Origin of the sequence: Salinivibrio sp. HTSP, assembly GCF_003390965.1 — a bacterium.
GTDB lineage: Bacteria > Pseudomonadota > Gammaproteobacteria > Enterobacterales > Vibrionaceae > Salinivibrio > Salinivibrio kushneri.
The window spans coordinates 64,777-89,177 of sequence record NZ_PXUD01000025.1 but is presented as its reverse complement, the minus strand read 5'-3'; the positions used below and the strand labels follow the sequence as shown (position 1 = coordinate 89,177).

The 24,401-nt window shown below is 48.4% G+C and carries 21 protein-coding genes; 10 read left to right on the top strand and 11 right to left on the bottom strand.

The genetic code is table 11. From position 1 onward, the window contains the following. The first annotated feature begins 141 nt into the window (after positions 1 to 141). The 3 genes from C7A19_RS05225 to C7A19_RS05215 all read left to right on the top strand — a co-directional run bounded on the left by C7A19_RS05225 (position 142) and on the right by C7A19_RS05215 (position 3,407). Entirely contained in the window at positions 142 to 519 is a 378-nt protein-coding gene (locus C7A19_RS05225) for a glutathione S-transferase N-terminal domain-containing protein (RefSeq protein ID WP_077600108.1), read from the top strand. 429 nt (positions 520 to 948) lie between these two features. After that, positions 949 to 1,383, top strand: a complete 435-nt coding sequence (locus tag C7A19_RS05220; RefSeq protein ID WP_116644382.1) for an oxidoreductase — start codon at positions 949 to 951, stop codon at positions 1,381 to 1,383. 104 nt (positions 1,384 to 1,487) lie between these two features. Continuing rightward, positions 1,488 to 3,407 (top strand): phosphodiesterase, encoded by a 1,920-nt coding sequence (locus C7A19_RS05215; RefSeq protein WP_116644378.1) that lies wholly within the window; start codon positions 1,488 to 1,490, stop codon positions 3,405 to 3,407. On the opposite strand, the gene C7A19_RS05210 is transcribed toward C7A19_RS05215, so the two are convergent. The 3 genes from C7A19_RS05210 to C7A19_RS05200 form a co-directional block, all read right to left on the bottom strand. Beyond that, positions 3,404 to 4,762, bottom strand: coding sequence for a hypothetical protein (locus tag C7A19_RS05210; RefSeq protein WP_069360943.1), 1,359 nt, complete (start codon positions 4,760 to 4,762; stop codon positions 3,404 to 3,406). The two genes, C7A19_RS05215 and C7A19_RS05210, sit on opposite strands and share 4 nt — an antisense overlap. 328 nt (positions 4,763 to 5,090) lie before the next feature. Beyond that, positions 5,091 to 5,582, bottom strand: coding sequence for a histidine phosphatase family protein (locus C7A19_RS05205; protein ID WP_069360942.1), 492 nt, complete (start codon positions 5,580 to 5,582; stop codon positions 5,091 to 5,093). A 70-nt stretch (positions 5,583 to 5,652) separates the two neighbouring features. Further along, the gene (locus C7A19_RS05200; protein WP_116644377.1) at positions 5,653 to 6,597 is read right to left on the bottom strand and encodes a chemotaxis protein CheV; all 945 of its coding nucleotides are present in this window, start codon (positions 6,595 to 6,597) and stop codon (positions 5,653 to 5,655) included. A 429-nt stretch (positions 6,598 to 7,026) separates the two neighbouring features. On the opposite strand from C7A19_RS05200, the gene C7A19_RS05195 reads away from it, so the two are divergent. The 4 genes from C7A19_RS05195 (at position 7,027) to C7A19_RS05180 (ending at position 12,511) form a co-directional block, all read left to right on the top strand. Continuing rightward, positions 7,027 to 7,956, top strand: a complete 930-nt coding sequence (locus C7A19_RS05195) for a chemotaxis protein CheV (protein ID WP_069360940.1) — start codon at positions 7,027 to 7,029, stop codon at positions 7,954 to 7,956. Positions 7,957 to 8,232: 276 nt separating this feature from the next. Then, positions 8,233 to 8,538 (top strand): DUF496 family protein, encoded by a 306-nt coding sequence (locus tag C7A19_RS05190; protein ID WP_025744875.1) that lies wholly within the window; start codon positions 8,233 to 8,235, stop codon positions 8,536 to 8,538. Positions 8,539 to 8,911: 373 nt separating this feature from the next. Then, the gene (locus C7A19_RS05185; protein ID WP_116644376.1) at positions 8,912 to 11,200 is read left to right on the top strand and encodes a TonB-dependent receptor; all 2,289 of its coding nucleotides are present in this window, start codon (positions 8,912 to 8,914) and stop codon (positions 11,198 to 11,200) included. Positions 11,201 to 11,311: 111 nt separating this feature from the next. Then, complete coding sequence (locus tag C7A19_RS05180; protein ID WP_116644375.1) at positions 11,312 to 12,511, top strand: MFS transporter; 1,200 nt, start codon at positions 11,312 to 11,314, stop codon at positions 12,509 to 12,511. Between the two features lie 61 nt (positions 12,512 to 12,572). On the opposite strand, the gene C7A19_RS05175 is transcribed toward C7A19_RS05180, so the two are convergent. The 6 genes from C7A19_RS05175 to C7A19_RS05150 all read right to left on the bottom strand — a co-directional run bounded on the left by C7A19_RS05175 (position 12,573) and on the right by C7A19_RS05150 (position 19,829). Next, positions 12,573 to 12,851 carry an EAL domain-containing protein gene (locus C7A19_RS05175; protein ID WP_116644374.1) on the bottom strand — a complete coding sequence of 93 codons (279 nt, stop codon included), beginning with the start codon at positions 12,849 to 12,851 and terminating at the stop codon, positions 12,573 to 12,575. A gap of 185 nt (positions 12,852 to 13,036) precedes the next feature. Next, positions 13,037 to 14,179 carry an HDOD domain-containing protein gene (locus tag C7A19_RS05170; RefSeq protein ID WP_077457133.1) on the bottom strand — a complete coding sequence of 381 codons (1,143 nt, stop codon included), beginning with the start codon at positions 14,177 to 14,179 and terminating at the stop codon, positions 13,037 to 13,039. A gap of 272 nt (positions 14,180 to 14,451) precedes the next feature. Next, positions 14,452 to 15,459 carry a sphingomyelin phosphodiesterase gene (locus C7A19_RS05165; RefSeq protein WP_116644373.1) on the bottom strand — a complete coding sequence of 336 codons (1,008 nt, stop codon included), beginning with the start codon at positions 15,457 to 15,459 and terminating at the stop codon, positions 14,452 to 14,454. Positions 15,460 to 15,610: 151 nt separating this feature from the next. Further along, on the bottom strand, positions 15,611 to 17,878 hold the full coding sequence (locus C7A19_RS05160) for a response regulator (protein WP_116644372.1): 2,268 nt from the start codon (positions 17,876 to 17,878) through the stop codon (positions 15,611 to 15,613). 224 nt (positions 17,879 to 18,102) lie between these two features. Then, positions 18,103 to 19,188 (bottom strand): 4-hydroxyphenylpyruvate dioxygenase, encoded by a 1,086-nt coding sequence (gene hppD / locus C7A19_RS05155; protein WP_069360933.1) that lies wholly within the window; start codon positions 19,186 to 19,188, stop codon positions 18,103 to 18,105. A 296-nt stretch (positions 19,189 to 19,484) separates the two neighbouring features. Further along, positions 19,485 to 19,829 (bottom strand): hypothetical protein, encoded by a 345-nt coding sequence (locus C7A19_RS05150; protein WP_046075644.1) that lies wholly within the window; start codon positions 19,827 to 19,829, stop codon positions 19,485 to 19,487. Between the two features lie 208 nt (positions 19,830 to 20,037). Between C7A19_RS05150 and fabG the strand changes: the two genes are divergently transcribed. Then, positions 20,038 to 20,769, top strand: a complete 732-nt coding sequence (gene fabG / locus C7A19_RS05145; protein ID WP_102504862.1) for a 3-oxoacyl-ACP reductase FabG — start codon at positions 20,038 to 20,040, stop codon at positions 20,767 to 20,769. A gap of 33 nt (positions 20,770 to 20,802) precedes the next feature. Beyond that, the gene (locus C7A19_RS05140; RefSeq protein ID WP_069360931.1) at positions 20,803 to 21,510 is read left to right on the top strand and encodes an SDR family oxidoreductase; all 708 of its coding nucleotides are present in this window, start codon (positions 20,803 to 20,805) and stop codon (positions 21,508 to 21,510) included. A 32-nt stretch (positions 21,511 to 21,542) separates the two neighbouring features. Here C7A19_RS05140 and C7A19_RS05135 read toward each other — a convergent pair whose 3' ends face one another. Then, positions 21,543 to 22,232: a hypothetical protein gene (locus tag C7A19_RS05135; protein WP_116644370.1), complete on the bottom strand. Its 690-nt coding sequence runs from the start codon at positions 22,230 to 22,232 to the stop codon at positions 21,543 to 21,545. 210 nt (positions 22,233 to 22,442) lie between these two features. Between C7A19_RS05135 and C7A19_RS05130 the strand changes: the two genes are divergently transcribed. Continuing rightward, positions 22,443 to 23,198 carry a transporter substrate-binding domain-containing protein gene (locus C7A19_RS05130; protein ID WP_116644369.1) on the top strand — a complete coding sequence of 252 codons (756 nt, stop codon included), beginning with the start codon at positions 22,443 to 22,445 and terminating at the stop codon, positions 23,196 to 23,198. Here C7A19_RS05130 and C7A19_RS05125 read toward each other — a convergent pair. After that, positions 23,188 to 24,396, bottom strand: a complete 1,209-nt coding sequence (locus tag C7A19_RS05125) for an acetate/propionate family kinase (protein ID WP_116644368.1) — start codon at positions 24,394 to 24,396, stop codon at positions 23,188 to 23,190. The two genes, C7A19_RS05130 and C7A19_RS05125, sit on opposite strands and share 11 nt — an antisense overlap. Between the last annotated feature and the right edge of the window lie 5 nt (positions 24,397 to 24,401).

Sequence of the window (24,401 nt, the reverse complement as noted above, 5' to 3'; positions counted from 1 at the left end):
CGCACACAACGCAAAACTGTTCTCATAGAGAAACGCTTTGTTTTTTTACAAGCACGGTTGAGGTTAAATCATGCAGCCTCGAGATAGGCAAACAGATATCACGTGTTACACTCTATGCCGTTGTAAACGCATGGAGGTTATATGGGCGTTATTCGTTGGATCCTAGGCAAGATTATTCTGGTGATTGAGTCGTTGACTCAACCCAAGGCACCTCAGCTGAGCGCGACACAAAAACAGGCTATCGACACCTTGGCGCAGCAAGTTACCTTGTATCAATTTGCGGCCTGTCCGTTTTGTGTAAAAGTGCGCCAGGCCAGCCGCAAACTCGGCTTACCGCTGAACACCAAAGATGCGAAGCGTGATATAGACGCGCGGCAGGAGCTTGAACAAGGGGGTGGGCGAGTCAAAGTCCCCTGTTTGCGTATTCAAAAGGCAAGCGGTGAGGCGCACTGGATGTACGAGTCAGACGATATTATTGCCTATTTAAACAAGCAGGTCGCGCCGATAATTGAAAAATAATTAGACACAAGCGAGATCGGGGTCTATGGTTTTAGTGACAAGACTCCTTCGCTTGCCCCTTGTTGCCCGACTGGCTGATGCCTTTTATCGGGCTTTGCTAAACTGCCCTAGCACTGCGCCTGGGCAGTTTTCTTTTTAAACCTAACGGTTATCCATGTGACTATTGTCTACTCCCATCGATTCCATAAAGCACATTCATTTAAAAGCCATTAACATCACGTAAACCAAGAAAAGCGACATGCTTTCCCATTTTCCCTCGGAACGTATATCATTGCGGTCGTCGCTCTGACTTGAGTTAGGTTTAATCACAAACTAGCTTTAAAAAGATAGAGAAATAAGGAGTGTGACATGACAACGTACGATCCCAGGCAAACGATCAGCAAAAGCCGTTTTCCCAACCTGCTCATCTTTTTCGCGCTGTTGTGCCTGATGTTGGTCAGTCATGGTGTTAAAGCGAGAACTATTTTGACCCTTTATGGCGATGTCGCCAAGCACTCGTTTACCCGTGAAGAGCTGATGCAGCTGGCTGATCGTACGATTGAAACGAAAACCCCTTGGACGGAAGGTAAACAGGTTTTTCTCGGCGTGTCAGCACAAAAATTGTTGAAGAATCTCGACAAGCAAGGCCATGAATTGAAAGTTCACGCCCTCAATGATTATTGGTCTAAGATACCGACTGACGAGATCAATAAGTACAACCCGGTCTTCGCCATAAAGAAAAACGGCGAATGGATGCCTATTCGTGACAAAGGGCCGATTTGGGTTGTCTACCCATTATCCGAGTTTAATCAATACGACAATGAGATTTTACATAGCCGCATGGTGTGGCAAGTGAACCGTATCGAAGTATTAGGAAAAGAATAACAACGGACTGATGGGCTCAATCCCGGTTTTTGCCTGCACCACGAGCCTCTAGACCAAACCACAAATTTGCTAGGCAACACACAGTAGTAAAGGATTGTAACGGCATGGTCAAGCGCCCTCTTATTGGTTTCATCATTTTTGTATTTACCACTTTAGCCTTCGCGGCCGGGGCGCTTTACCAGTTTCACAATGCCTACGCACGGCAAGCCCTTCATACCCAATTGTCCGCATGGGCACTCGCACAAATGGAGCTCGAAACCTTAGAATTCCGTAATGAGCTTGCCTTGTACCTCGCCACCGCATCAGATAAACAGTCTCTTATCCTCTCTTATGACATCTTGTGGAGTCGCTATGATACGTTTTTAAGTAGCCAAGAGGCCGCGCCCATGCGCCGGGCCTTTGATGCTGAGCCTGTGGTGCAGCGCGCGTTTCGTTTAATTCAGCAATATGAGCAAGCGGTATTGAATGGTAACAGTCAGCGGCTAGAAGCCCTTCTGCATGAGATGGATATTGTTCTACCGCAAGTGCGTAACCTGATGGTGAATAACTTCACCGGCCCTGCCGCTATCGAGCAGCGCGCGTTTTTACAGCACCAGTTACAAACCATGTATGCGGTCATTTTTATACTGATGGTGTTGTTGATACTGTTTGCCTATCGCCTCTACCGTAACAGCAGCAAGCAACAGAAAATGGCATGGCACGACAGTCTTACCGGTCTACCCAATCGCAACTATCTGCTGGAATACCTCTACAAAGCCGCTGATAAAAAACAAATTCATACCTTGTTGTTGATCGATGTTCGTCGTTTTAAAGACATAAACGATCTGATGGGCTATGAGCAAGGCGATCTCGCGCTGACGCAGTTAGCCAATGAGCTGAAAAGCATGTGCTTGCCCTACGGCTATCCTTGCGCACGGATCAGTAGTAATGAATTTGCGGTTCTCGCATACACCGACAATCGCCACCTGAGCTTTTTTACTCAACCTTTGTGCAACGCGCTGCGAAGCGCGATCGACAGTGTCTATCCCGGCCATCGATTAGCGGTAGCCATCGGTGTCGCTAAGAGCCTCGATTTGGATGATAATGTCATCAGGAATCACCGCCAGTTTGCCAACCAGCTACTTAACAACGCCGATCTCGCCCTGATGAAGGCCAAGAAAGCGCCTGTGACACAAGATAGTGTTGATATCTTCAAAGCGGAGTATGAGCAAGAAGCCAAGCAACGTCGTCAATTACGCGATGAACTCAAGGCGCACCTCGACGACCCCTATCAAGATGCACTCTATGTATTGTTCCAACCCATGGTGGCGGCGACGTCAACACGCCTTGGCTGTGAGTGTTTGATTCGTTGGGACCATGCTGAATTTGGCCCTATAAACCCAGCCCTCATCATCAATATCGCCGAAGAATCAGGCCTGGGTCGGGCACTAGGCGCTTGGCTTTTGCGCCAAGTCTATTTGGCATTAAACACCGAATGGCAGACCATCAATGAACGTATTGATATCGCCATCAATCTCTCCGATTCATTTTTCAACGAGTCCTTAATTGCCGATGTCATCACTGTCTTTTCCGACCACCCCGAGCAACGTAAACAACTGATTTTTGAGGTGACAGAGACGATGACCATTGAAGATATGGGCCGCTTCAATTTGTTGATGAATCAACTGCGCGATGTCGGTATTCGGATCGCACTGGATGATTTCGGCACCGGTTGGTCATCCATGTCCGTACTCAGCCATCTGAATTTTGATAAAGTCAAAATTGATCGCTCGTTTGTCACCGGCATGGCCCATACATCGCGCCAGCATGTGCTGGTAGATACCATTTGTTATATGGCACACCAACTCGGTATTCGCGTGGTCGCCGAAGGCGTCGAAACACAAGAGCAACTCACCAGTCTAAAACAGATGGGCGTCGATGAATTTCAAGGCTACTTTTTCGCCAAACCGCTATCGGCGCTAGACTTTTATGCGTTCTGCATCGATCACTTAAATCATCAAGACAGGGAGTTGATTAATGATTAATCAAACACTTCTTCAATGTCGACCACTTTTGAACGGTTAACCGTAATTTTCCAACGCTGATATACCGTCGGCTGCCCCTTTATCCGCTGACAACTAACCAGGTTAAATTGATGCCGCTTCTCTACCGAGTCTTTGAGTACCTGACCTTCATTGAGCCGGTATAAGCGCTGACTACCGCGATCCATGAGGCGAGAAAAAGAGCGGAAGTCAAACTTCCACACGTCACGGGTGGTGTCATAGCCCGACAAAAAACGGGTCGTCTCGAGCTGTGTCTTCACTTTCAGCCTCACCACCGCTTCTTCTCGTTGACGAAGCTTACCACGCCGCAGTTTTTTCACTTCATCTGGCAGAGCAGCATAATCAATATAATCTAGCCACTCTAACTGCCGACCTATTTGTCGATTGGATGTAGGATCAATAAAGCGCTTTCGCCACTTGGGACGTCCTTTACGAATCCAGCGCCACAACGCATCACGTAGGTCATCTTTAAAGATCTCCCGCAACGCATACACACCCGCCATCGCCAACACGAACGATAACGTAATTTCGCCTAAGTATTGGCGTGCACGCACAATAACGGTAGTGACAAATAGCATCACAAACGCCGTCGCAGTGGCTTTAGCCAGTTTGTTTAGGTTTTTGCCTAGCGCCTGCGGCACTTGGCGAATCGTCACGGGAAACTCAATCAAACGGCGCGCAAGGCGCATCTTATTAACCATACGGGTGGGATCGCGGCGCGCTTTATCCGAGTTATAACGGTTGACGAGACGGTGCGCCTCTTCGGCTTGGCACAATTCAATCAATTGCTGGCGTACATCCTTGTAGACGTTTCCACGCGGCATATGGGCCAATAACGACAGAAAACGTTGCTCCGTCAACCAAGATAAATAATTATCTATATTATGGTAATACTTGAGTAGCTTGGTGTTTTGCGGTTTGTAGCGCCGGAGTCGTCGCAAAATCTCCACCGCCATCTCTATCGTGTCTTCTAATTGCTCTAGCGCCTGTTCATCCTCGAGCCCAGAAACGGATTCAAAAAAATCATGCGTCGCTTTTTCGAGCGATAGCGCATACTGATACGCATAGAGACTCAAGCTCACTCGATATTGTTCGGTTGGCAGTTTGTCACGACTGGCCAGGCGAGCATGTACCAAGGGCAGATGATAACGAGACGTAAAATACGTCCGACTATTGGTGAGAACACGGTAATAGAATTCATCTTCAGACAGCACATGCTTACCAAACTTAAGCTCACCAGGGACAAAGAGATAAAACTCAACCTCTTGGGCACTGACTTCCTCGTTGAGTACAGCCACCCTAACTGATAAGCCCTCATGTTTGTCTACCGTGATCACGACTGCTCTCCTGTGAACGCCAATAAAGTTGCTACCAAGCGGATCCCCCATCATACCCATGCGGTCAAGGTGTTACGAGTATCGCACATTTATCGCAACACGAGTGAAAAACCGCCATATAGACAGCATTAAGCTGTTCGTTTTTTAGTCAATCGATCGTGTTGGGGTTGCTTTCCACGACTCACGTGCATTGCCGCGATTGCTTACAAAGAAATTAACGGGGTTATCCACAGATACAGTAGATAACTTTGCCCTCACAGCGCTAAATATAGTTTAGGTCGCACAATATATAGTATGCATATGACGTCATCCTCTCCCAGATCCTAAACTAACCGCGAAGTCGTTTGGGCCAGTCGAGAAAGCAAAGCTGTGCATGCGTATTCGCGACCTCTGTCCAATGTTCGACCGGATACTGCACCACAGCCACCCCTGACGTCGGTAAGTTATCCTTAGTCATCCCCACGCCATACAGGTAATCGTTTAGTGCGGGGTTATGGCCAATAATCATCGCCACATCGTGTTCTAACTCAAGTGCTTGGATGGTATGAATGATTGCAGATGCATGCTCACTGTATAGCTTTTCCTCTAAAACAATGGGCGGCTTGTCGGCAAGCGTTTGTGCCACCAGCACGGCAGTATCTTTTGCCCGTTGCGCGGTGCTGGTCACAATCGTTTGCGGCTGATGCAGCCACGCGTTCAAGCGCTCCGCCATTTGTGGCGCTTGCCGAAATCCTCTCGGGTTGAGCGGACGCGCGTGATCATCAAGGCTAGGATCATCCCAACTGGATTTTGCATGGCGCATGAGAAATACCGTTTTCATCGTCTCCCTCCTTGTTCAATAAAAAAAGCGAGCCACGGCTCGCTTTTGTTCACACGGGTGCCTAGGCGGTTTAACTCGCCACAACTTGGCGTAAACGCTCCTGCACCACATTAACCAACAGGTCGGGCTGGAATTTAGAGATAAACTGATTACAGCCCACTTTCTCAACCATTGCCTCATTGAAGCTCCCGCTTAATGAGGTGTTCAATGCAATGTATAAATCACTCATCCGGCTATCAGAGCGCACTTCGTGCGTCAGTTTATAACCGTCCATTTCCGGCATTTCCGCGTCAGTGATCATCAGCAAAATTTCGTCACTCACGTTTTTGCCTTCATCGCACCAACTCTTCAGCAAATGCAGTGCTTCCGCACCATTTTTTTTAATGATGCACTCGACACCAAACTGCGACAAGGTTTCACTAACCTGCGCCCGCGCCGTCGATGAGTCATCAACAACCAATACTCTCTGTCCCGCCATATAAGGGGTCAAGTGGGGGTCGAGGGCATCTTCAGAAACGCCAACTTCATACGCAACGATCTCAGCCAGTACTTTTTCCACATCGACAATTTCCACTAAACGCGTTTGCCCGTCAAAGTCTTGGCGAGTAATGGCCGTTAAGTAATTATTGCGCCCTGAACTGGAGGGCGGCTCCATGATCTCATCCCAGCCCATGTTTTTGATATTGATCACCTGCCCAACGAGGAATGCTTGGATAGTGCGGTTATATTCAGTCACGATAACGTTACACTCATCCGACATGCCTATCGATCCCATGCCGATGGACTGGCGTAGGTCAATCACCGGAATAGATTTGCCACGAATCATGGCAACGCCACGAATATTAGGATGCGATCCCGGCATTTGGTTGAGCTTTGGCACTTTAATGACTTCACGTACTTTAAACACGTTGATGGCAAAAGGTTGGGTAGAGCCAAGGTAAAACATTAAAAGCTCGAGGCGGTTTTCACCCACCAATCGTGTCCGCGAATCTACCGAATCTAAAATATTGGTCATAGTTCACTCAACCGTCGTGTTACTGCTCATTCGCATTTATCCGGACACGTAAACCCTTGCTAACGTGCCTCAATGTTGGGGGCTTTTGTGTCGCGTTGCACTGTGACTTCACGTCCCGTGACAAAAAGCGTGTGTCATTCTTATTTTAGGTAAGATACAGCCACAGGCAACCTCTTTGCGTAAGGTGACGCCTAAATGACTGGCTCACCGAGTCTATATCTTTCGCTATCTTAGCAAAAGGCATGGCTTAAAAGCGTGGTATACACCACGTTTAAATGAGACTATCAATAAGTTTCAAATATGAGACAATAGCAGGCAAAAGTTTTATCTTTTCGCCCGTTAGCCCTATCCTTGGGGGTAAGAATAGGTGATTTAAGACAACACTGTTACCATACTCAAAAGAATGACGATAACACGCAGAGTGATGCTATGAAGAGCAAAGCGAATCAAGCACAAGGCATGTTGATGTTCCGCCTCACCGCCACCCAATCTTTCGCGATTGGGACGCTAAAGGTACGAGAAATCATCCCCTTTCAGCCGCTCACGGATTTGCCGGGATCTCACCCAACGGTGATCGGAACCACTAGCTTCCGTGGCATCGCCACCCCTGTCATTGATATGGCAAAAGCGATTGGCTACAAACCCGTTGCTAAGTCAGAATGGGAGTCTTGCTACATTATCGTGACCGACTGTCAGCGTCGGGTGATGGGCTTTTTGGTACGTGGTATCGATAAAATCAGCGAGTGCGACTGGCGCTCTATTTCCGAGCCCCCTGAAACCTTGGGAACACGTGCTTTTTTAACCGGGGTGATGCACATCGACGATAAGCTGGTGCAGCTTCTCGATGTGGAGTACATCATGGAACACATTTTCCCCTCTGCGCCTGATAAATTACACCCCATCCTGGCTGACGTGGATCGTGAAAAGCTTAAACCGATGAATATCCTCTTGGTCGATGATTCACTGACCGCTAGGCGACAGCTTTCAGAGGCACTCGACAGTATCAATATTCCTTATTTTGTCACCAACAATGGCCTAGAAGCGCTGCAAATGATGAAAAATGCCGCCTCTGCAGGCAAGCCATTTGATATCATTGTCAGCGATATCGAAATGCCTGGGATTGATGGCTATGAGTTAGCGTTTGAAATCCGCAGCGATGATAAACTCGCCGAGGCGTATCTTATTCTCCATACCTCATTATCGAGCGATATCAGTGTTGATCGTGCGAAACAAGTCGGGGCGCACGAAGCACTGACGAAATTCGATGCCACTGAGCTGGTACAGGCCATGTTGCGCGGCGCAATGATGAAAACATCCGGCTCATCGGTCAAGCTCGAAGGCAGTCCAACCGATTACTAAGGGTATGACCGCATTATCGGTGAGCCTTGATATGTGTCATGACACTGTCAATGCTCACCTGTTATCGTTGCCACCATCAATTAGCGAAGAAGGTAGGGTGACGGTTTAGCCAGCTGAATGGGGTTGTTGATAAACAGGCCTCACCATGTCTTTTCTTCACCCGCCTGTTTTATTCAAGTGTTTAAAAACTCCCCACTTCAAGCGCAAAAAGACTGGGTTTGCCGCAGCGCTTGTGGTTTAATTTTTTCATACTTCAAAAAATAGAAGGCGACTACTATGACCAGCGTATACGAGATTGTTAAGCACTCACGACAAAAGAACAAATTGAAGCGCGAAATCCAGGACAACGACAAGAAAATCCGCGACAACCAAAAGCGGGTGGTGTTGTTAGAAAACTTGCTCGACTACATCCAGCCTGAGATGTCGTATGAGGAAATCGTTGAGATCATCAAAAACATGAAAGGCGATTATGAAGATCGCGTTGATGACCACATCATCAAAAATGCGGAGATCTCTAAGCAGCGCCGTGAAATAAGCCGCACTATCAAAGAGTTAACCAAGCAAAGTAAGAGCGGTAAGTAATCCCGCGAGCACAAAACAACAAAAGGTCTACGAGTCAGTAGACCTTTTTGATACGCCTCCTAATAGCTTCCATCGCTTCCCCACACGAAAACGCCTGACCTCATTGATGCGCCACCGTACCTCTGAGCACTGATATCTATCAGAACAATCTTTATTAATCCCTTACATTTACCACGCCTTTTATGCGTTATTTTTCACCAATTTACGTGAAATATGGCAATTCGGTTATCAATGTATTGACATCGTTAGCAAAGATCAATAATCATAATGATATCCATTATCATTTGATTTTGGAATTAAGGTAGTGACGAAGAAGTACTGCAGGGACGCAGCCTCATCATGCCCTGCAGGGTTGTGACGTATAAGGATAATTATGAACACCATAAAAGCAGTCGGCTTTTCACTCTCGCCGCTGGCGTTAGTGATCAGCGCCCATCTCGCCCATGCCGCCCCTTCTGCGGCCAATACCGAAACCATCATTGTAACCGGTAGTAAGATTCAAACGACCATCGCCGATTCCGCCAGCACCAACTGGGTGATCACCAATGAAGAGTTAACCCGTGAAATTCAAGGCGGTGAGTCATTAAAAGGCGCGCTCGGGAAGCTGATCCCAAGCTTTGACTTTGGCAGCACCAACGCACGCACCAACGCCTCACAGAATTTACGTGGCCGCAGCGCGCAAATCATGATTGATGGCGTTGCTCTGAATGCTGCTCGAACCATCAGCCGCCAACTGGATAGTATCGACCCCTTTAATGTCGCGCGTGTTGAGGTACTGTCAGGCGCAACTTCCATTTATGGCGCAGGCGCAACCGGCGGTATTATTAATATCATCACCAAACGCGGTGAAGCGGGCGATGCGCAACTCGAGGTGCAGACTGGCATCACCACTGGGTTTAACAACAGCGACGATCTCACCAAGCAAGCCGCGGTCGCGGTCTCCGGCGGCAGTGATAGCTTGCAAGGGCGCTTATCCGTCGCGTATGAAGGTAAAGGTGCAGCCTACGACGGCAATGGCGATCCTATTCTGCCCGATGTGACCCAAACCGATACCCAATTCAATGACAGCATTGATGTCATGGGTAGCCTCGATTACCGCCCAGATGACCAACAGCACCTTTCCCTAACCGCGCAATACTATGACAGTCAGCAAGATACGGATTATGGGATTGATTATGGGCCTAAAACTAGTATTCCAGTTGGTGCGATATATCCCAAATATGCTGGCTTTGGTAATGTTGAATTATATTCAGGACTACTAGATTCATCATATCTAAAACGTTCCAATGGTTTATCGTTAGATGAGCAGCCTTTTACCGAAAGGTTGATGCTTAACACTCAATATAGTCACGCTAATGTCGCTGGTCACTCCCTTTTGGCTCAAGTCTATTACCGCGAAGAGACATTCGGGAACTTTCCCTTTCCAATGATTTCCGAGTCATTCAAGCAAAAAGTTGATTACGCTCTTTCTGGTGATATATCAGCTCCCACACTAGCATTCGGTGCCTCAGAGCAGAGCAATGACGTACTAGGCGGAAAGCTGCTGCTACAAAAAGACTTTACTCAGGCAACACTGAACTATGGTGTGGACTATTCACATGAGACTTTTAGTGCATTTCAACGTATCTACGAGCCGTCAGTTAGTGCAACGAGCCAGGGGTTAAACTTTAAACACAAAGCAAATATCGATCGTTATCCTGACTTCACCACACAAAATGTCGGTGTCTTCAGCCAAATTGATTGGGCAATCACAGATAAAACCAACTTGTTCGCTGGTATTCGCTATCAAAATACGGAGTACGATGGTGATAGTTTTGTCAGTGCATATAAGCAACTCGCTACACTGCTAGACGGAAAACCGCAGGCAGAAGCTATCCCTGGCGGTAAAGCGGATAAAGATATATGGCTCTTTAATGCCGGTATTAAATATGATCTTACTGACAAGCAGCAAGTATGGGCAAACTTTAGCCAAGGCTTTAACATGCCTGATCCCAGTAAGTTTTACGGCTATGGCTCATATTCTGGCTCTTCTTTAGATGATTACGTTAGCGTCAGTAATGTAGGCCTTGATGGTCAAAAAACAGATTCTTACGAGCTTGGATGGCGCCTCAGCAATGCGTCATTTAACACTCAGTTATCTGCGTATTATTCACTTTCTGACAAAACCTATAAATACTCTAATACACAGCTCGAATTAGACAACAATGAGCAGCGTATTTATGGCTTAGAAGGTCAAGTCAACTACTATATTTCTGATAATTGGTACTCTCGCTTGCAAGGTCATCTTGTCGAAAGTGAGGAAAAAGATAAAGGCACTTGGAAAGACTTGAGTATCTACACCGCCAGCCCATCAACTGCGATGGCAGCGATCGGATACGATAACTTCGATTGGGGCACTGAGCTTAACCTGCAACATGTTGGTGACTTATCAGATAAAGAGGGTGATCGCCTCGAGGGCTATGAACTTGTCGGTCTCAATGGTTATTACACCTTGCCAGTCGGTCAAATTAACTTTGGTATCCAAAACCTACTGGATAAAGATTACCTAACTATTTGGAGCCAAAAGGCACAAAAAGTCTACAGCCCAAGTATTCCAGCAGATCTAGTCACCTATCAAGGTGTCGGCCGTACCTTTAGCTTGAGCTACAGCGCCACGTTCTAATTATGTTCCTTTTCGCGCCCAGTCCTCGCTGGGCGCCTCTTCTCCCAATGTATTTCAACCATAGTTGCACCACAACATTGCCCAGTAAGCCCGTGTCTGTAAGGAGTTGTGATGACACACCCTAAAAGCGCGACACAAACTGCTAGGTGGCAACCGCTCACTTTGACCTTGATTGCGGCTTTGATGGGCATCGGTCAGAACGGACTCTTGGTCTCGCTCCCCCTACTGGTGGCGCAAGGTGGCTTTTCACTGTCGACATGGGCAGTGATTATTGCTGTAGGAAGCGTGTTATTTCTCCCTGCCGCGCCATTTTGGGGACGGATCAGCGACCAACATGGTCCTAAGTTTGTGGTCCTGCAAGCACTAGCCGGCATGGCGATTAGCTTCGCGTTATTGCTCGCAGCGACACTGGGCGCACAGAGCAGCGCTAACCCATGGCCTTGGTTGGCGCTTGCAGTACTGGCTCGGGTGATCTACGGCTTAACGGTCGCAGGGATGGTGCCTGCTAATCAGCATTGGGCCGTGTTACTCGCCGGGGAAGCGCGCCGTATGCAAGCGATTACCTCCATTAGTATTGGCTTAAGCCTCGGCCGACTCGCTGGCCCGTTGATTGCCTCAGCCGTATTAGTGATCAGCCCCTACGCTTCACTGACGTTGATGCTACTGCTGCCCGTCTTGGCGGCACTGGTTGTCAGTGTGATGCCTCACTGCGCGGGTAAAAAGGACGAATCTCATTCATCCGCCAATCTGTGGTTAGCGCCCAAAGCCATTTGGCCCTACATGGGTTACGGCCTTGCCGTATGTGCAGCGATTGCGCTGTTGCAATACAATCTCACCCCCATGCTCAATACCCTCACCGAGTGGTCCGCTGATCATGTCAGCCACACCATCGGCTATTTACTGACGTTAAGCGGTATCGCCACCTTAGCCGTACAAGTGTTGGTGGTAAAAAGGCAGCGTCTGAGCACCGAGCGTATGCTAAGCATTGGCGCAATCAGTCTGGTGTCAGGCTACACGATGCTATTGATGCCAAATTTTGCCGCGTTAGTGATGGCAATGCTGGTGATATCTGGCGCCTGCGCACTCCTTATCCCTGCCTATACCAGCCAAGCGATGCAACAACTTGACGATCAACCGGGAAAGGTCAGTGGTTATATTGCCATGGCCCATACACTGGGTTATGGACTGGCGTCCCTGCTAGCAACGCTCACGCTCAGTTATCCGCCACTGCCTACGGTCACCTGCATATTGCTTTCCTGCGTGGTTGCCATTGGGATATTTATTATCAAACCGCCCGCTCCGTCCTGCTAACTCAGCTCTCTTAGCAAGCTTTCGCTGCTCGTGCGTCCTATCTCTAGGCAGCGAATAATACTTAATCACTGCCGCCAAGCTTGGTAAGGCATGTTTTTGACTTAAACGTCGCCAAAAACTCAAGAAGACGACTTCGACGGAGCGGTGCACCAATGACATGGCCTTGCACACGCGTGCAGCCTTTTTCTCTCAAAACGTCGATTTGGTTTTGATTCTCGACCCACTCAGCGACCAACTCAATATTGAGTAAGGTCGCACTCTGGCAAATTGATGACAAGATCACTTCATCCGTTTCACTCTGACCGATATGACGGACAAAGCGACCATCAGTTTTTATCACGTCAAAAGTAGGCCATCATGGGCTGCGGCCTCCTATCATCGCCTCATGGACTGGCGGGAACATACGCTCAGCATGATTGCCCGAGTCGGGCAACACAATCGTCAATGTCGTTATCCTTCACGAGCCCCTTCCATGTTTATGCTATATGCACAGGAAAAACGCCGTCGTATTACGATCTGACGCACTCAAATCGTCTCTTTATACGATTGAGTAAAAAAAGCGCCGATATTGGCCGACCAAGACTGTAAAAGCTTGGCTTTGTCGATATCGTTCGCATTAATCCACTGACGGCAGTAATGCAATAGCGCCCCATCCTTGGTGCGCTCACTGTCAGGGGACAATGGGATGGCACCGCTTGCCAGCACAATCTCTGCAAACTCATAGTCATAGCCCCACAAAATAATGATATAACTCGAGACGACGAGCGCGGTATCAAAACGAACGGGTAAATCGCAAATGGGATTGTTGCCATTGTCACGACAGCCAAGCTCTCGCGCCATTAGCTCCCCTAACGCAGACAACACTGATGCAAGATACAAACGCTCTGCGCGCGCTTTGTCATACCCGAGGAATAGCCCCAGCGACTTACTCACATTAGCCAGTTCAATATGTTCATCCACCACCGCATAGTGTTCTTGGGTGGACAAGTGCTTAAAGGCATTATGTCCCACCATTGTCGCGGCAATTGACTCGACCGATTGAATGCCCAATCGATTTATCGCTGTCTCTAGTGACCATGTTCGGTTTCGAAAGCCCAAATAAGCAGAATTAGCAAGCTGTAAAAGTCGGGCAACTAAGGGAGGCTCTTCACTGACCACTCGTGCAATTTGTTCCATGTCCGAATGGGGATCATTAATCGTGGCACGTAAATGGCGCACACAGTCAGGCAAGACGGGGAAGTCCTCAATACCGACCAACCGGTTACGCGTTTCAGCATCAATCGGCAACTTATGGAGACGCTCAACACTATTCAGCACATTATTGAAGTCATCTTCAGAGAAGGGTTTGGGTAAGACGAAGTGCACACTGGGCGTGGCTAATTCAGTAATTTTTTGGCGTGTGTTCCCTGTTATCAGCGCACGTATCGTACCCGGGAAACGTGCCCGAACTTGGTCTAGTAATGCATCCCCTTTGAGCTTGGACATCAAGAGATCACTGATCACCAAAGACGGGGGCTGATCCTCTAATAGGCCTTTTTCCCACTGGGTAGGATCCTTGATCAAGCTGATCGCCCAACTTGGTTTCAAGCGGCGAATCTCCCGACCAATCGCCTTTAATGTGAGTTCGTCATCGTCAACATAGATGATATGGAAACGCGGCCTAGTCATGCTTCCCTCGTCTTCTGATCGTTGTCCTCAAGCCCCTTAACACTATCGCTAGGTCGCCAATAAGAGAATAATCAACGCCTCGGCGTGTCCCTATGAAGCGTTATCCAAGATGAGATGCCCAGCGATCCTATCAATAAGCGTAGTCCAAAATTCCAGACTGTCTTGGGCTAAGCGCAGAAATAAGCCGTGTCTCGCTGACGTTTATGGAGGGTGGGGAAAGCGGGCTCAACATCGTTAAGCCCGATATCAATGCGATCTATCAAGCGCTGAAATTATTCAAATTCAAACTGTACCATGACCGGATAGTGATCAGAGAGTTCATTGTAGTAACCATCATGATAGTTTTGTCCAGCCGCTTGCGGCCACTCGCCTTCAAGGTAGTCCCAATACCAACGGTCGTTAGCGGTTAACTGTACCACCTGCATCTCAGGTTGATTAGCTGGCACGGCATGATCACGGCTCCACAAAATATAATCTAACGTGGTGTTGTAGTTAAGATCATAGTCAAAGTGATACGCGTTCGCTTTCGTAAACCAATTGTGTTTGGCAGAAAAAGACGTTACTTCCGGCTCGGTAAAGCGCAATGCGCCATTTAATGCTGCTTTCATGTCTTTAATTTCATCTTGGCGGCTCCACTCCACATTCATATCACCACCAATAATCACAGGCTCGTCAGCCGGGATCGCCGCCTTGTCGATAAAGTCTTTGATTTCACCTAGCTGACCCAGACGCACTTGATGCTCTTCGTCAGACATCCCATCATGCGTGGCTTGTAAATGGGTGCCAATTAGGTGAAAAGCTTCGCCTTCTTTGTCAATTTCGACGTATGCAAAGCCTTTGTTGGCTTGGTAGTCCCAGCTACCTTTCAGGCTGTGATGATAAACGTGCGCTTTCTGAGTCAAAATGGGGTACTTGGAGAGAATGGTCACGCCGCCACGCACGACAAATAAAGAATTGGAGCAATCCCCAGTCAGCGCATCCCAACCTTCTCCGCTACAGTCTTGTCCGACATTCGGTGTTTGATAAGGGTACAGGCTTGCAAGCTGATTCATCGCTTGCTCAGCTTCAGCGTTGAAGGCCTCGCTCACCAAGATCACATCAGGCTGCGTGTCCATGTCGGCAATGGCTTGCGGCAGACGGGCTGCACGCTCAGCTTGATCCCAGTCTTGTAGGTTGCTGAGTTGCATAATGTTATACGCCATGACATTAAGCTGACCCGCATGCGCACTGAGGCTAAGCAGCAACGCCGCTGCCGTTGAGAGCAGTTTATTGATTTTCATGTTTCCTCTTTTCGTTTTGCTTTCTAATTGTTATCGGTGTTTCGCCCACCAAAAGATTAGAAGCCTAACGAAAATCATTTGAGACGCCCCAGTATTTGTTTACTTTTTCTGATAATTTTGTAACTAATATCACGTTACTTGTATTACGCCATTAATGCGTCACTAAGTAGGTTTGCGAGGTAAAGGTATGTTTTCTCAGCATGGTCGCAAGCTCATGCTGCCTAACAGGTTTGGCAATATAATCATCCATCCCCGCGGCTAAGCACGCTTCCTTGTCTTCCGTTGTCGCATTCGCGGTCAGTGCAATAATGGGGGTTCGGTTAAAGCGTGATTCTTGTGCCCGAATGTGTTCAGCGGCTTGATAACCGTCCATCACAGGCATTTGACAATCCATGAAAATCGCATCAAAAGGTTGGCTTTTCCATAGCGCTAACGCCTGCTCACCATCGGCAGCCGAACGGACATGTACCCCTAGCTGAGTCAATATCGCTTCAGTCACTCGTTGGTTAACTTTGGAATCTTCCACGACTAAAACATGCAACCCAGCCAGTGAGGTGCCTTTTCCGGTAGAGCGTACGACCCCCAGCGTCGGTTGGCGCTGTTGTAAGATCCGCACCAAATGCGCTTTTAAGTCATTAAATTGGTAGGGACGACCTAAGTAACCCTCTATGCCTGAGCGTTCAATCCGCGGCTTATCTAATGCATCAGGCGCCGCCGTTAACATCATGATCGCAGGGCTTTTATCTGCAAATGTAGCAATGATCTGTTCTGCCAAGCGAAAGCCATCCATTTTGGGCATCACTTTATCGAGTAAAATCACTTTAAAGGGATAGTGGCTATCAAGGCGTTCGCGAATTAAAGGGATCACGTCATCCGGGTGCATGCAGCATGTAACCTGGCAGCCAAGGTTGCTCAATTGTGCCGTGGTGATGCGCATGTTTAAACGACTATCGTCTACCAATAACATCGGCGCACCGGCAAAAAGATAAGCCTCGACCGGCGTGGCTAAAGGAATATCCGCACACTCAAAACGCACGGTAAACGTAAATAGACTGCCCACACTCACTTCACTGTTGAGGGTGATTCGCCCCCCCATTAAGTTGACAATTTGCTGTGAGATGGCAAGCCCCAGCCCTGTGCCTCGAGCGGCGGCGGTTAAAGAATCACCTTGTTCAAATTTACCAAAAATACGGCTTTGTTCTTCAACGGGAATGCCTGGCCCGGTATCGCTCACTTCAAAGCGCAGCACACTGGCGGTATCCTCGTCGCTCACTTGCTTGATAGAGACAACCACCTCTCCACGCTCAGTAAACTTGATTGCATTACCCACCAAATTAATCATCACTTGGCGTAATCGCGGTGCATCGCCGATCAACAATGGGGAAATATCAGCGTCTATCTCGCAGCGAAAGGCGAGTTGCTTTTCCTTGGCACGAAGAATGAACAGGTTCTCGAGATCTTTCCCTAACTCAAATATATTGAGTTCTAATGGTTCCAGCTCTAACTTACCTGCTTCGATTTTAGAGAAATCGAGGATGTCGTTAATGATATCTAATAACGACATCGACGACGTTTCTAACATCTCGACAAACTCTTGTTGCTCGTCATTTAAGCGTGTGCTCTTTAACAGTGAGGCCATCCCAATAATGCCGTTCATTGGTGTGCGGATCTCATGGCTCATATTGGCCAAAAACTCGCTTTTCTTTTGACTGGCCTTTTCAGCGTCGTGCTTCGCGTCCTCTAGCTGCGTCAGTTGTTGCCCTAGCGCTGTGATCATGGCGTTATAACGCGTTTCAAAACCCCGCCAATGATGAAATTGGCGTGGAACCTGAATCGGTGTGGGTATGCCATTCTCCCACTGGTTAACTTGCTGGTGTAGCGCCAATAACGGCCTATCTAAGTGGCGGCGCACAATCCACATAGAGCTGATAATTCCCAATCCTGACACCGCCAACCATCCAAGAAAAACCCACTGGGCACTATCACCAAAATAGGCGTTTAACGCCGTGTAATTTGACGCCACCTCAAGTTGCCCAAGGGTATACTCGTTCCCCTCGTCGGTTGCAATTAACGACCAACGCTTTTGCAACGACTGTGCAGCAGGCTCCACGCCGCGCTCAATTAACGAGCCATCGGCATCATATACATGGATATAGTCAATCTCAGGTTGGGCGATGAGCTGCTCTATCTGTTGCTCAAAAGCTTGCGTTTCCACACGCCATAGATGCCCAGTCATCGCACTGACATCTCTGTTGCCTACCTGTTGCAAGGCGCGCTCGACATCTGCTTTGTGCGTTTGGTAATCGCCCAGCAGGAGAAGCGCCGTAAACAATGCAGTCAGTACGGTCCAGCTTAAGGCTAGCTTGGTAACGATTCCCGCAGAAAGCGAAGGGCGTGTCAGGGGGCTACCTACCTTCATAATCACCTTTTTAGTGGGAAAGCTTCTCTGCTAATCATAGAGTCTAATCTTGTTTTGGGCGAGAAATGTCCTAGTTAGTAGGCGAAAAAGGACAAAAAAGGCGCTCCCAAGGGAGCGCCTGCCACACGCAATGTCTACAAATGATGACACGCTACCGATTGGAGTCAGTTTATCCGGATAACCCGTATCGCTGCCCCAAGCGGGTTTGTTATATGCCGTTTCAGTTAGTCCAATACACCACGACGCATTTGATCCAGCTCGATAGACTCGAACAAGGCTTTAAAGTTACCTTCGCCAAAGCCTTGGTTACCCTTACGTTGGATAATTTCAAAGAAGACCGGCCCAATAACAGTATTGGTGAAAATTTGCAGCAAGATGCCGCTGTCTACGTCACCGTCAATCAATACACGGGTGTCACGCAACTCGTCGATGCTTTCTTCATGGCCGTTGACACGCTCGTTGATTTTCTCATAGTAGGTGTCCGGCGTATCCATGAATGCCATACCTCGTTGACGTAACGTCCGCACGGTTTGGTAGATGTTGTCGGTGGTCATGGCGATATGCTGGATCCCCTCACCGTTGTACTCTTTTAAGTACTCTGCAATCTGTGACTTGTCATCACTTGACTCATTGATGGGAATACGGATTTTTCCGCAAGGCGCGGTCAGAGCACGCGACTTTAGCCCAGTCTTTTTGCCTTCAATGTCAAAAAACCGGATCTCTTTGAAGTTGGCAATACGCTCGTAAAAGTCAGCCCACACGTCCATGTTGCCAATATCCACGTTATGGGTTAAATGGTCGATGACTTTCAATCCTGCATCCGCTTCTTTCAGGCGCGATTGCCAATCTGGATAAAAGTCAAAATCGACTTCATAAATACTTTGGTCGCCATAGCGGTCGACAAAGTAAAGCAATGAATCACCAATGCCGTATACCGCGGGAATACTAAGCTCCATTGGACCGATGTTTGGTTCAACCACTTTGGCGCCTTGTTTAGCCGCATACGCAATCGCGTGTACCGCATCTTGAACGCGAAACGCCATGGCGTTGACACTCGCACCGTGCTGCTTGGCAAAGCCTTGCGCTTGTGATTCAGGCTCACCGTTGACGATAAAGTTAGTGTCTCCCTGACGATACAGCCAAACATCCTTGTGTTTGTGTTTGGCAATTTCGGCAAAACCCATCAGTGAGAACAAATTTTTAAGCGCATCAATCCCCGCTTGATCGGGCGCTGTGTATTCGACGAACTCAAATCCATCTGTGCCCAATGGATTAATCGTTTTGACAGGTGCTTGCATGGTTGACGTCATAATCGCTTCCTCCTTGTGTGTAGCATTAGAGATAGCATTAGACGGTGGTTGGGACTAGAGAAGACAGGCGGACAACAGGTTAAGCAATTGTTAACCAATAGTGTCACTTATACTGAACAGTGAGAGAAAAAGGCTGATAGCCGCGTTTTATTAGGGGTTTAAGCCAATTAGAAGTGTAAAGAATAGCGACCAACATCCTGCTTTTTTTACATTTTTGCAACGCAAGATAAAAACCACACAGCAAAGACACAAACGCCGCCCAGAGGCGGCGACCAAAAAGCGGGCGGATGAAAGGATTACACCTTGAGGCTATAACTATTTTGCTGGCCATTGGGTGTGATGGTTTTTTGCACTTGATCCATCAACGCTTGTTGCTGTTGGTTATAGGCATCAGCGCGCGTTTTCTGCGCTTCTTGTTCCGCAACACGATCAATGAGGGCTTGATAATCACGCTTATCCTCACGCTGCTCGCCCGATGCAGCGGCTTCTTTTTGCTCTTCCCGCTCTTTACGGATCAGCTCGGCACGCTCTTGCACGCTCATCGAGTTGTTGAGACCGCCATTGACCTGGTCATCTTGACGATCGCGCTGGCGCTGCATGTATTGCTGCGCTAAAGGTTGCGAATTGATTGACGTCGGCATAGGTCCTCTCTCGAACAAGGTGACAACTTGATTAAATTTTAGCCTATACGCCCACAAATTGATATCTCTATTTACTATAGAGGATGTCACCACTGGCCTAGTTGTTGCACGTTATCTCACGTTGGCCGTGAGATACCAACGCAGAAGCAGGGGCTTAGGTGACCCAACGCCCAAGAAAATCACGATGAATATAATGAGGAGAAACACCATGCTGACCGGTAAACACTGTGTCATTACAGGTGCCGCACAAGGGATTGGCCGCGCGATTGTTGAAACCTTTGTTGAGCAAGGCGCTACCAAAATTTATGCACTAGATAGGAATATTGACAACATGCAAGACTGGCAGACGGATGCGGTTATCGTGCCCGTCGCGCTGGATGTTTGCGATCAAGACGCTGTCGCGAATTGGGTGCAGACCCTGCACCAACAACACGCAGTGATCGATATACTGGTGAACAATGCTGGCATCACCCGAGACAACCTACTCACCAAAATGAGCGAAAGTGACTGGGACGCAGTCATTGACGTTAACCTAAAAGGCGTCTTTACCATGACACAAGCCATCGCGCCACTGATGATAGCGCAAGAGAAAGGCGCGATTGTGAGCTTGTCTTCCGTCGTCGGCACCGATGGTAATATTGGTCAAACCAACTACGCGGCATCAAAAGGTGGCGTGATAGCCATGACCAAAACCTGGTCAAAAGAGCTTGCCCGTCATGGGGCACAAATACGCGCTAACTGCGTCGCCCCCGGTTTTATTGAAACGCCCATGACAGCAAACTTACCCGATAAAGTCATTGATATGATGAAAGGAAAAACCCCGCTGGGACGAATGGGCACCGCCCAAGACATCGCCAATGCGATCAGCTTTCTCGCCAGTGATAACGCGAGCTTTATCACAGGGCAGACGCTTAAAGTCGACGGGGGATTAGTCATATAATAGTGGAACCAAATCAGCCACTATGAGGCAACAATGACGCCAACACTCCTTATCACAGGCGCAAACCGTGGAATTGGTCTAGCGCTCACCGAGTTGTACCTTGAGCACGGTTGGCAGGTGATTGCCTGCTGCCGCTTCCCCGGCTCTGCGCCTCACTTAATGACATTAAAAAACCGCTACGCAACACTCACCACGCACGGGCTGGATGTAACGGATCATACCGCAATACAGCATCTTGCCTCACAGCTTAGTGACACACCTATCCATTTGCTGATCAATAATGCTGGACTCTATGGCCCCAAAGGCTATCAATTCGGTGAAGTGGACACAGCCGCATGGCGCGACGTGCTGGAGGTCAATACCATCGCGCCACTGGTTATCGCTGAACATTTCACCCCGCATCTTGAAAAGGCAAGCCAAAGTGGCCATACACCCATTTTTGCTTTCTTGTCCTCAAAAGTCGGGAGCATGAGTGATAACCAATCAGGTGGCGGGTATATTTATCGAAGTTCAAAAGCCGCGCTCAATGCTGTGATCAAAAGCCTGTCTATTGACCTGCGAAGTAAAGGCATTCGTTCGATTGCTCTCCACCCTGGTTGGGTACAAACGCACATGGGTGGACCCAATGCCCTGATTGATACCGCCACATCGGCACAAGGACTAAAACATGTGCTCGATACCCTCACGGACAGTCAGAACGGCAACTTTATCGATTATCAAGGCCAAGACATTGGCTGGTAAGGGGCGAGGCGGTGATTGCACCGCCTCGTTAATTAGATAGGGAAGAACGTCATCGACGCCATACTGTGCACAACCTGATTGATATTACGGTTGGTACTGTCTGCCACCATCACCGCCATCATATCTTGAATAATGATCATCTGACTCAATAAGCGTTCGTAGCTGTAATTGGGCACCCCATTTTTGCCCATGCCATTACTCAGCAACAGCAGTTGGCCGTGTTCGTCCTTTTGATTGTTTAAAAGCCAGGCAATTTTTTCTAGGTTTCGAGCACTGTTATAGAGTTTTTGTTGGTCAATATCATCGAGCAAAAAAAACTCAAGTTGATGATTATAGCTCGCACTGATCATGCCGGTAACACCCGCCATGAGCGCAAACACGCGGTCGCCCTCAAATTCACTTGAAAAGGCTAAAGGCAGCAGCGCGATGCCATCCATTCCTCCCAGCTCTCGAAAGCCATTGTCGGGGCGTTCTGCCGTCATCAACTGCGCCACGCGTTTTTCAATCGTCATGCCGGGCACTTTTTTAAGCTCGCGCGGGTTACGCTTATACAATTTCACGATGAGGGCTTCGCTAAGATCACGAATCTCAGCGATGTGAATATCGGTAATTAAATCCATGTCTGACTTGGCGAGATTTTTAATATCAAATGGCCGACCAAGCTTCTGCGCACACCCTGTGAGGCTAAGCAATAATACGCTCACCCATACCCAGCGCATCATAACAACATCCTTGCATCCTCTAACTCGGCGCTAGCATAACGATTTACGCCCGCTCGGTGCACTCTTAGAAAAAATCTTGTATGCAATGTCACACTTTTGTGTGTCTTGCTGACCCATTTTTGATTAAATCATCTAAAAACAAATAATTATCGCAGGCTTTACATGGGTATACATTGACTATACTGATAGAAATATCAAAACTTAGTATCCATGATGAAGTACCTACTTTTTGCCGTCCTCATCGCTATGCAACTGATACATGGGGCGGCGGCTAACACTGAAAAATCATTAACCTATGTGGTTCCACACTGGCCACCTTGGACAGATATCCAAACTTATCCCTACCAAGGCATTGATGTCGAGATCATCACCACACTCGCGGACAAGGCAGGCTTTAAGCTCAATATGCTTCAGTGCGCGTGGAAACGCTGTCTACGATTGCTCGAACAGGGCAAAGCAGATATTGCGACAAATGTGCTCAGAAAGGCGGATCGCGAGGGCTACCTGCATTATTTGACCCCTGCCTACCGCACCAATCTCAATTATGTGATTTACACGCACAAAGGCGATATGCACAACGTCAGGACTAAACAACAGCTGTATTCGTTGCCCATCACAATTGAACGAGGCGCGCATTTCCCAGACGAGTTCAGTCAAGATAAAAATATTCAGACACGTCCTGTCAGTCAAACCTTGTTTGCAATTAAACAACTCATCAATCAACGCGCCAATGCAGTCATCGGTGAGGAATACCAACTCGATTATTTGGTTAGTCGCCTCGATACCAATCGCATGCTCGAAAAGCAGCCACTCCTCTTTTCTGAGCCGATTAACGCCTACATTGTGCTATCAAAAAAATCTCACCATGCGGAGGCAGTCGCTCAGCTCAGTAACACAATTGCACAGATGATGGATTCTGGGCAGATTGAATCGATGAAGCGTGATTATTTACGTACTATTGAGTGAGCGCCTTTTGATACATGGTGAGGCAGTCTTCTGCGATCACTTGCTCTTCATCGGTAGGGATCACCCAGACCCCGACTCGACTCGTTGTGCTCGAAATACAGGATTGACTGGCTTGATTCGCCTCGCCATCTAAATTAACCCCCAGCCACTGACAAAGGGCCGCTACCTGCTCTCGTACTGGCGCGGCGTGCTCGCCGACTCCAGCGGTAAAGACAATATGATCTAACCCACCTAACGCTGCCGATAAACTGCCAATCTCACGCGCAATGCGATAGCAATAATGTGTGACCGCTTGCTGCGCTCTGGGTCGGTCACTATTCAGCAAGGCACGCATGTCACTGCTAATACCAGACAAGCCTAGAAGCCCTGATTCCTTGTAGAGCAACGTCGTTACCTCATCGGTCGTCATCCCCTCTCGCGCAATCAAATGCAGCACCAAGCCAGCATCGATTGATCCGCAACGTGTCCCCATCGGTAAGCCTTCCAGCGCCGTAAATCCCATAGTAGAAGCAAGGCTAGTTCCAGCTTGAATAGCACATAAGCTTGCACCATTCCCCAAATGCGCCACAACCACACGCGCGTCATGGTTAAAATCAGGGATGATGGTTGGTAAGCGCCGCGTGATATAGTCGTAAGAAAGGCCATGAAACCCGTAACGCTGAAAGCCCCGATCGAACATCGCGTAAGGTAAAGCGAATTGTTTTGCTTCGAGCGGCTGATGAGCATGAAACGCCGTATCAAAACACGCAATCTGCACCAGATCAGGCAATCGCTCGCCGAGTATCTTAATTGGGGCAAGACTGTAAGGTTGATGCAAAGGTGCAAGCGGGGTTAACGCTTCCAACAAAGCCACTTTTTGCTCATCCAGCTGAGTCGCTTGATGAAAGTGCTGACCGCCATGCACGACACGATGCCCAACGGCGATAATCTCGTCCAACAGCTCTTGGCGCTCTAACCAGATGAGTAACGACGCGACAGCTGCATGATGGCCTGGCGCGGAGCCCGGAGAGACCGCGCTGATCCCCGGTTTATGACGGGTCATTGATACATCATAGCGATCGGTTCCAAGTCCTGAAAACTGCCCCTTCACTAAAGCGTTAACCGATGAACTGGGCCCCGAATCCACGGGGCCCGCTGTGTCAAACAATGCAAACTTTAAGCTCGACGAGCCACTGTTAATGACCAGTATGTTCGCCATCGTCG

What these genes read in the sequence shown, in the direction of transcription:
- C7A19_RS05225 (WP_077600108.1), top strand. Translation starts at nt 142, where the DNA reads ATGGGCGTTATTCGTTGGATCCTAGGCAAGATTATTCTGGTGATTGAG.
- C7A19_RS05220 (WP_116644382.1), top strand. Translation starts at nt 949, where the DNA reads ATGTTGGTCAGTCATGGTGTTAAAGCGAGAACTATTTTGACCCTTTAT.
- C7A19_RS05215 (WP_116644378.1), top strand. Translation starts at nt 1,488, where the DNA reads ATGGTCAAGCGCCCTCTTATTGGTTTCATCATTTTTGTATTTACCACT.
- C7A19_RS05205 (WP_069360942.1), bottom strand. Translation starts at nt 5,582, where the DNA reads ATGAAAACGGTATTTCTCATGCGCCATGCAAAATCCAGTTGGGATGAT.
- C7A19_RS05200 (WP_116644377.1), bottom strand. Translation starts at nt 6,597, where the DNA reads ATGACCAATATTTTAGATTCGGTAGATTCGCGGACACGATTGGTGGGT.
- C7A19_RS05195 (WP_069360940.1), top strand. Translation starts at nt 7,027, where the DNA reads ATGAAGAGCAAAGCGAATCAAGCACAAGGCATGTTGATGTTCCGCCTC.
- C7A19_RS05190 (WP_025744875.1), top strand. Translation starts at nt 8,233, where the DNA reads ATGACCAGCGTATACGAGATTGTTAAGCACTCACGACAAAAGAACAAA.
- C7A19_RS05185 (WP_116644376.1), top strand. Translation starts at nt 8,912, where the DNA reads ATGAACACCATAAAAGCAGTCGGCTTTTCACTCTCGCCGCTGGCGTTA.
- C7A19_RS05180 (WP_116644375.1), top strand. Translation starts at nt 11,312, where the DNA reads ATGACACACCCTAAAAGCGCGACACAAACTGCTAGGTGGCAACCGCTC.
- C7A19_RS05170 (WP_077457133.1), bottom strand. Translation starts at nt 14,179, where the DNA reads ATGACTAGGCCGCGTTTCCATATCATCTATGTTGACGATGACGAACTC.
- C7A19_RS05165 (WP_116644373.1), bottom strand. Translation starts at nt 15,459, where the DNA reads ATGAAAATCAATAAACTGCTCTCAACGGCAGCGGCGTTGCTGCTTAGC.
- C7A19_RS05160 (WP_116644372.1), bottom strand. Translation starts at nt 17,878, where the DNA reads ATGAAGGTAGGTAGCCCCCTGACACGCCCTTCGCTTTCTGCGGGAATC.
- hppD (WP_069360933.1), bottom strand. Translation starts at nt 19,188, where the DNA reads ATGACGTCAACCATGCAAGCACCTGTCAAAACGATTAATCCATTGGGC.
- C7A19_RS05150 (WP_046075644.1), bottom strand. Translation starts at nt 19,829, where the DNA reads ATGCCGACGTCAATCAATTCGCAACCTTTAGCGCAGCAATACATGCAG.
- fabG (WP_102504862.1), top strand. Translation starts at nt 20,038, where the DNA reads ATGCTGACCGGTAAACACTGTGTCATTACAGGTGCCGCACAAGGGATT.
- C7A19_RS05140 (WP_069360931.1), top strand. Translation starts at nt 20,803, where the DNA reads ATGACGCCAACACTCCTTATCACAGGCGCAAACCGTGGAATTGGTCTA.
- C7A19_RS05135 (WP_116644370.1), bottom strand. Translation starts at nt 22,232, where the DNA reads ATGATGCGCTGGGTATGGGTGAGCGTATTATTGCTTAGCCTCACAGGG.
- C7A19_RS05130 (WP_116644369.1), top strand. Translation starts at nt 22,443, where the DNA reads ATGATGAAGTACCTACTTTTTGCCGTCCTCATCGCTATGCAACTGATA.
- C7A19_RS05125 (WP_116644368.1), bottom strand. Translation starts at nt 24,396, where the DNA reads ATGGCGAACATACTGGTCATTAACAGTGGCTCGTCGAGCTTAAAGTTT.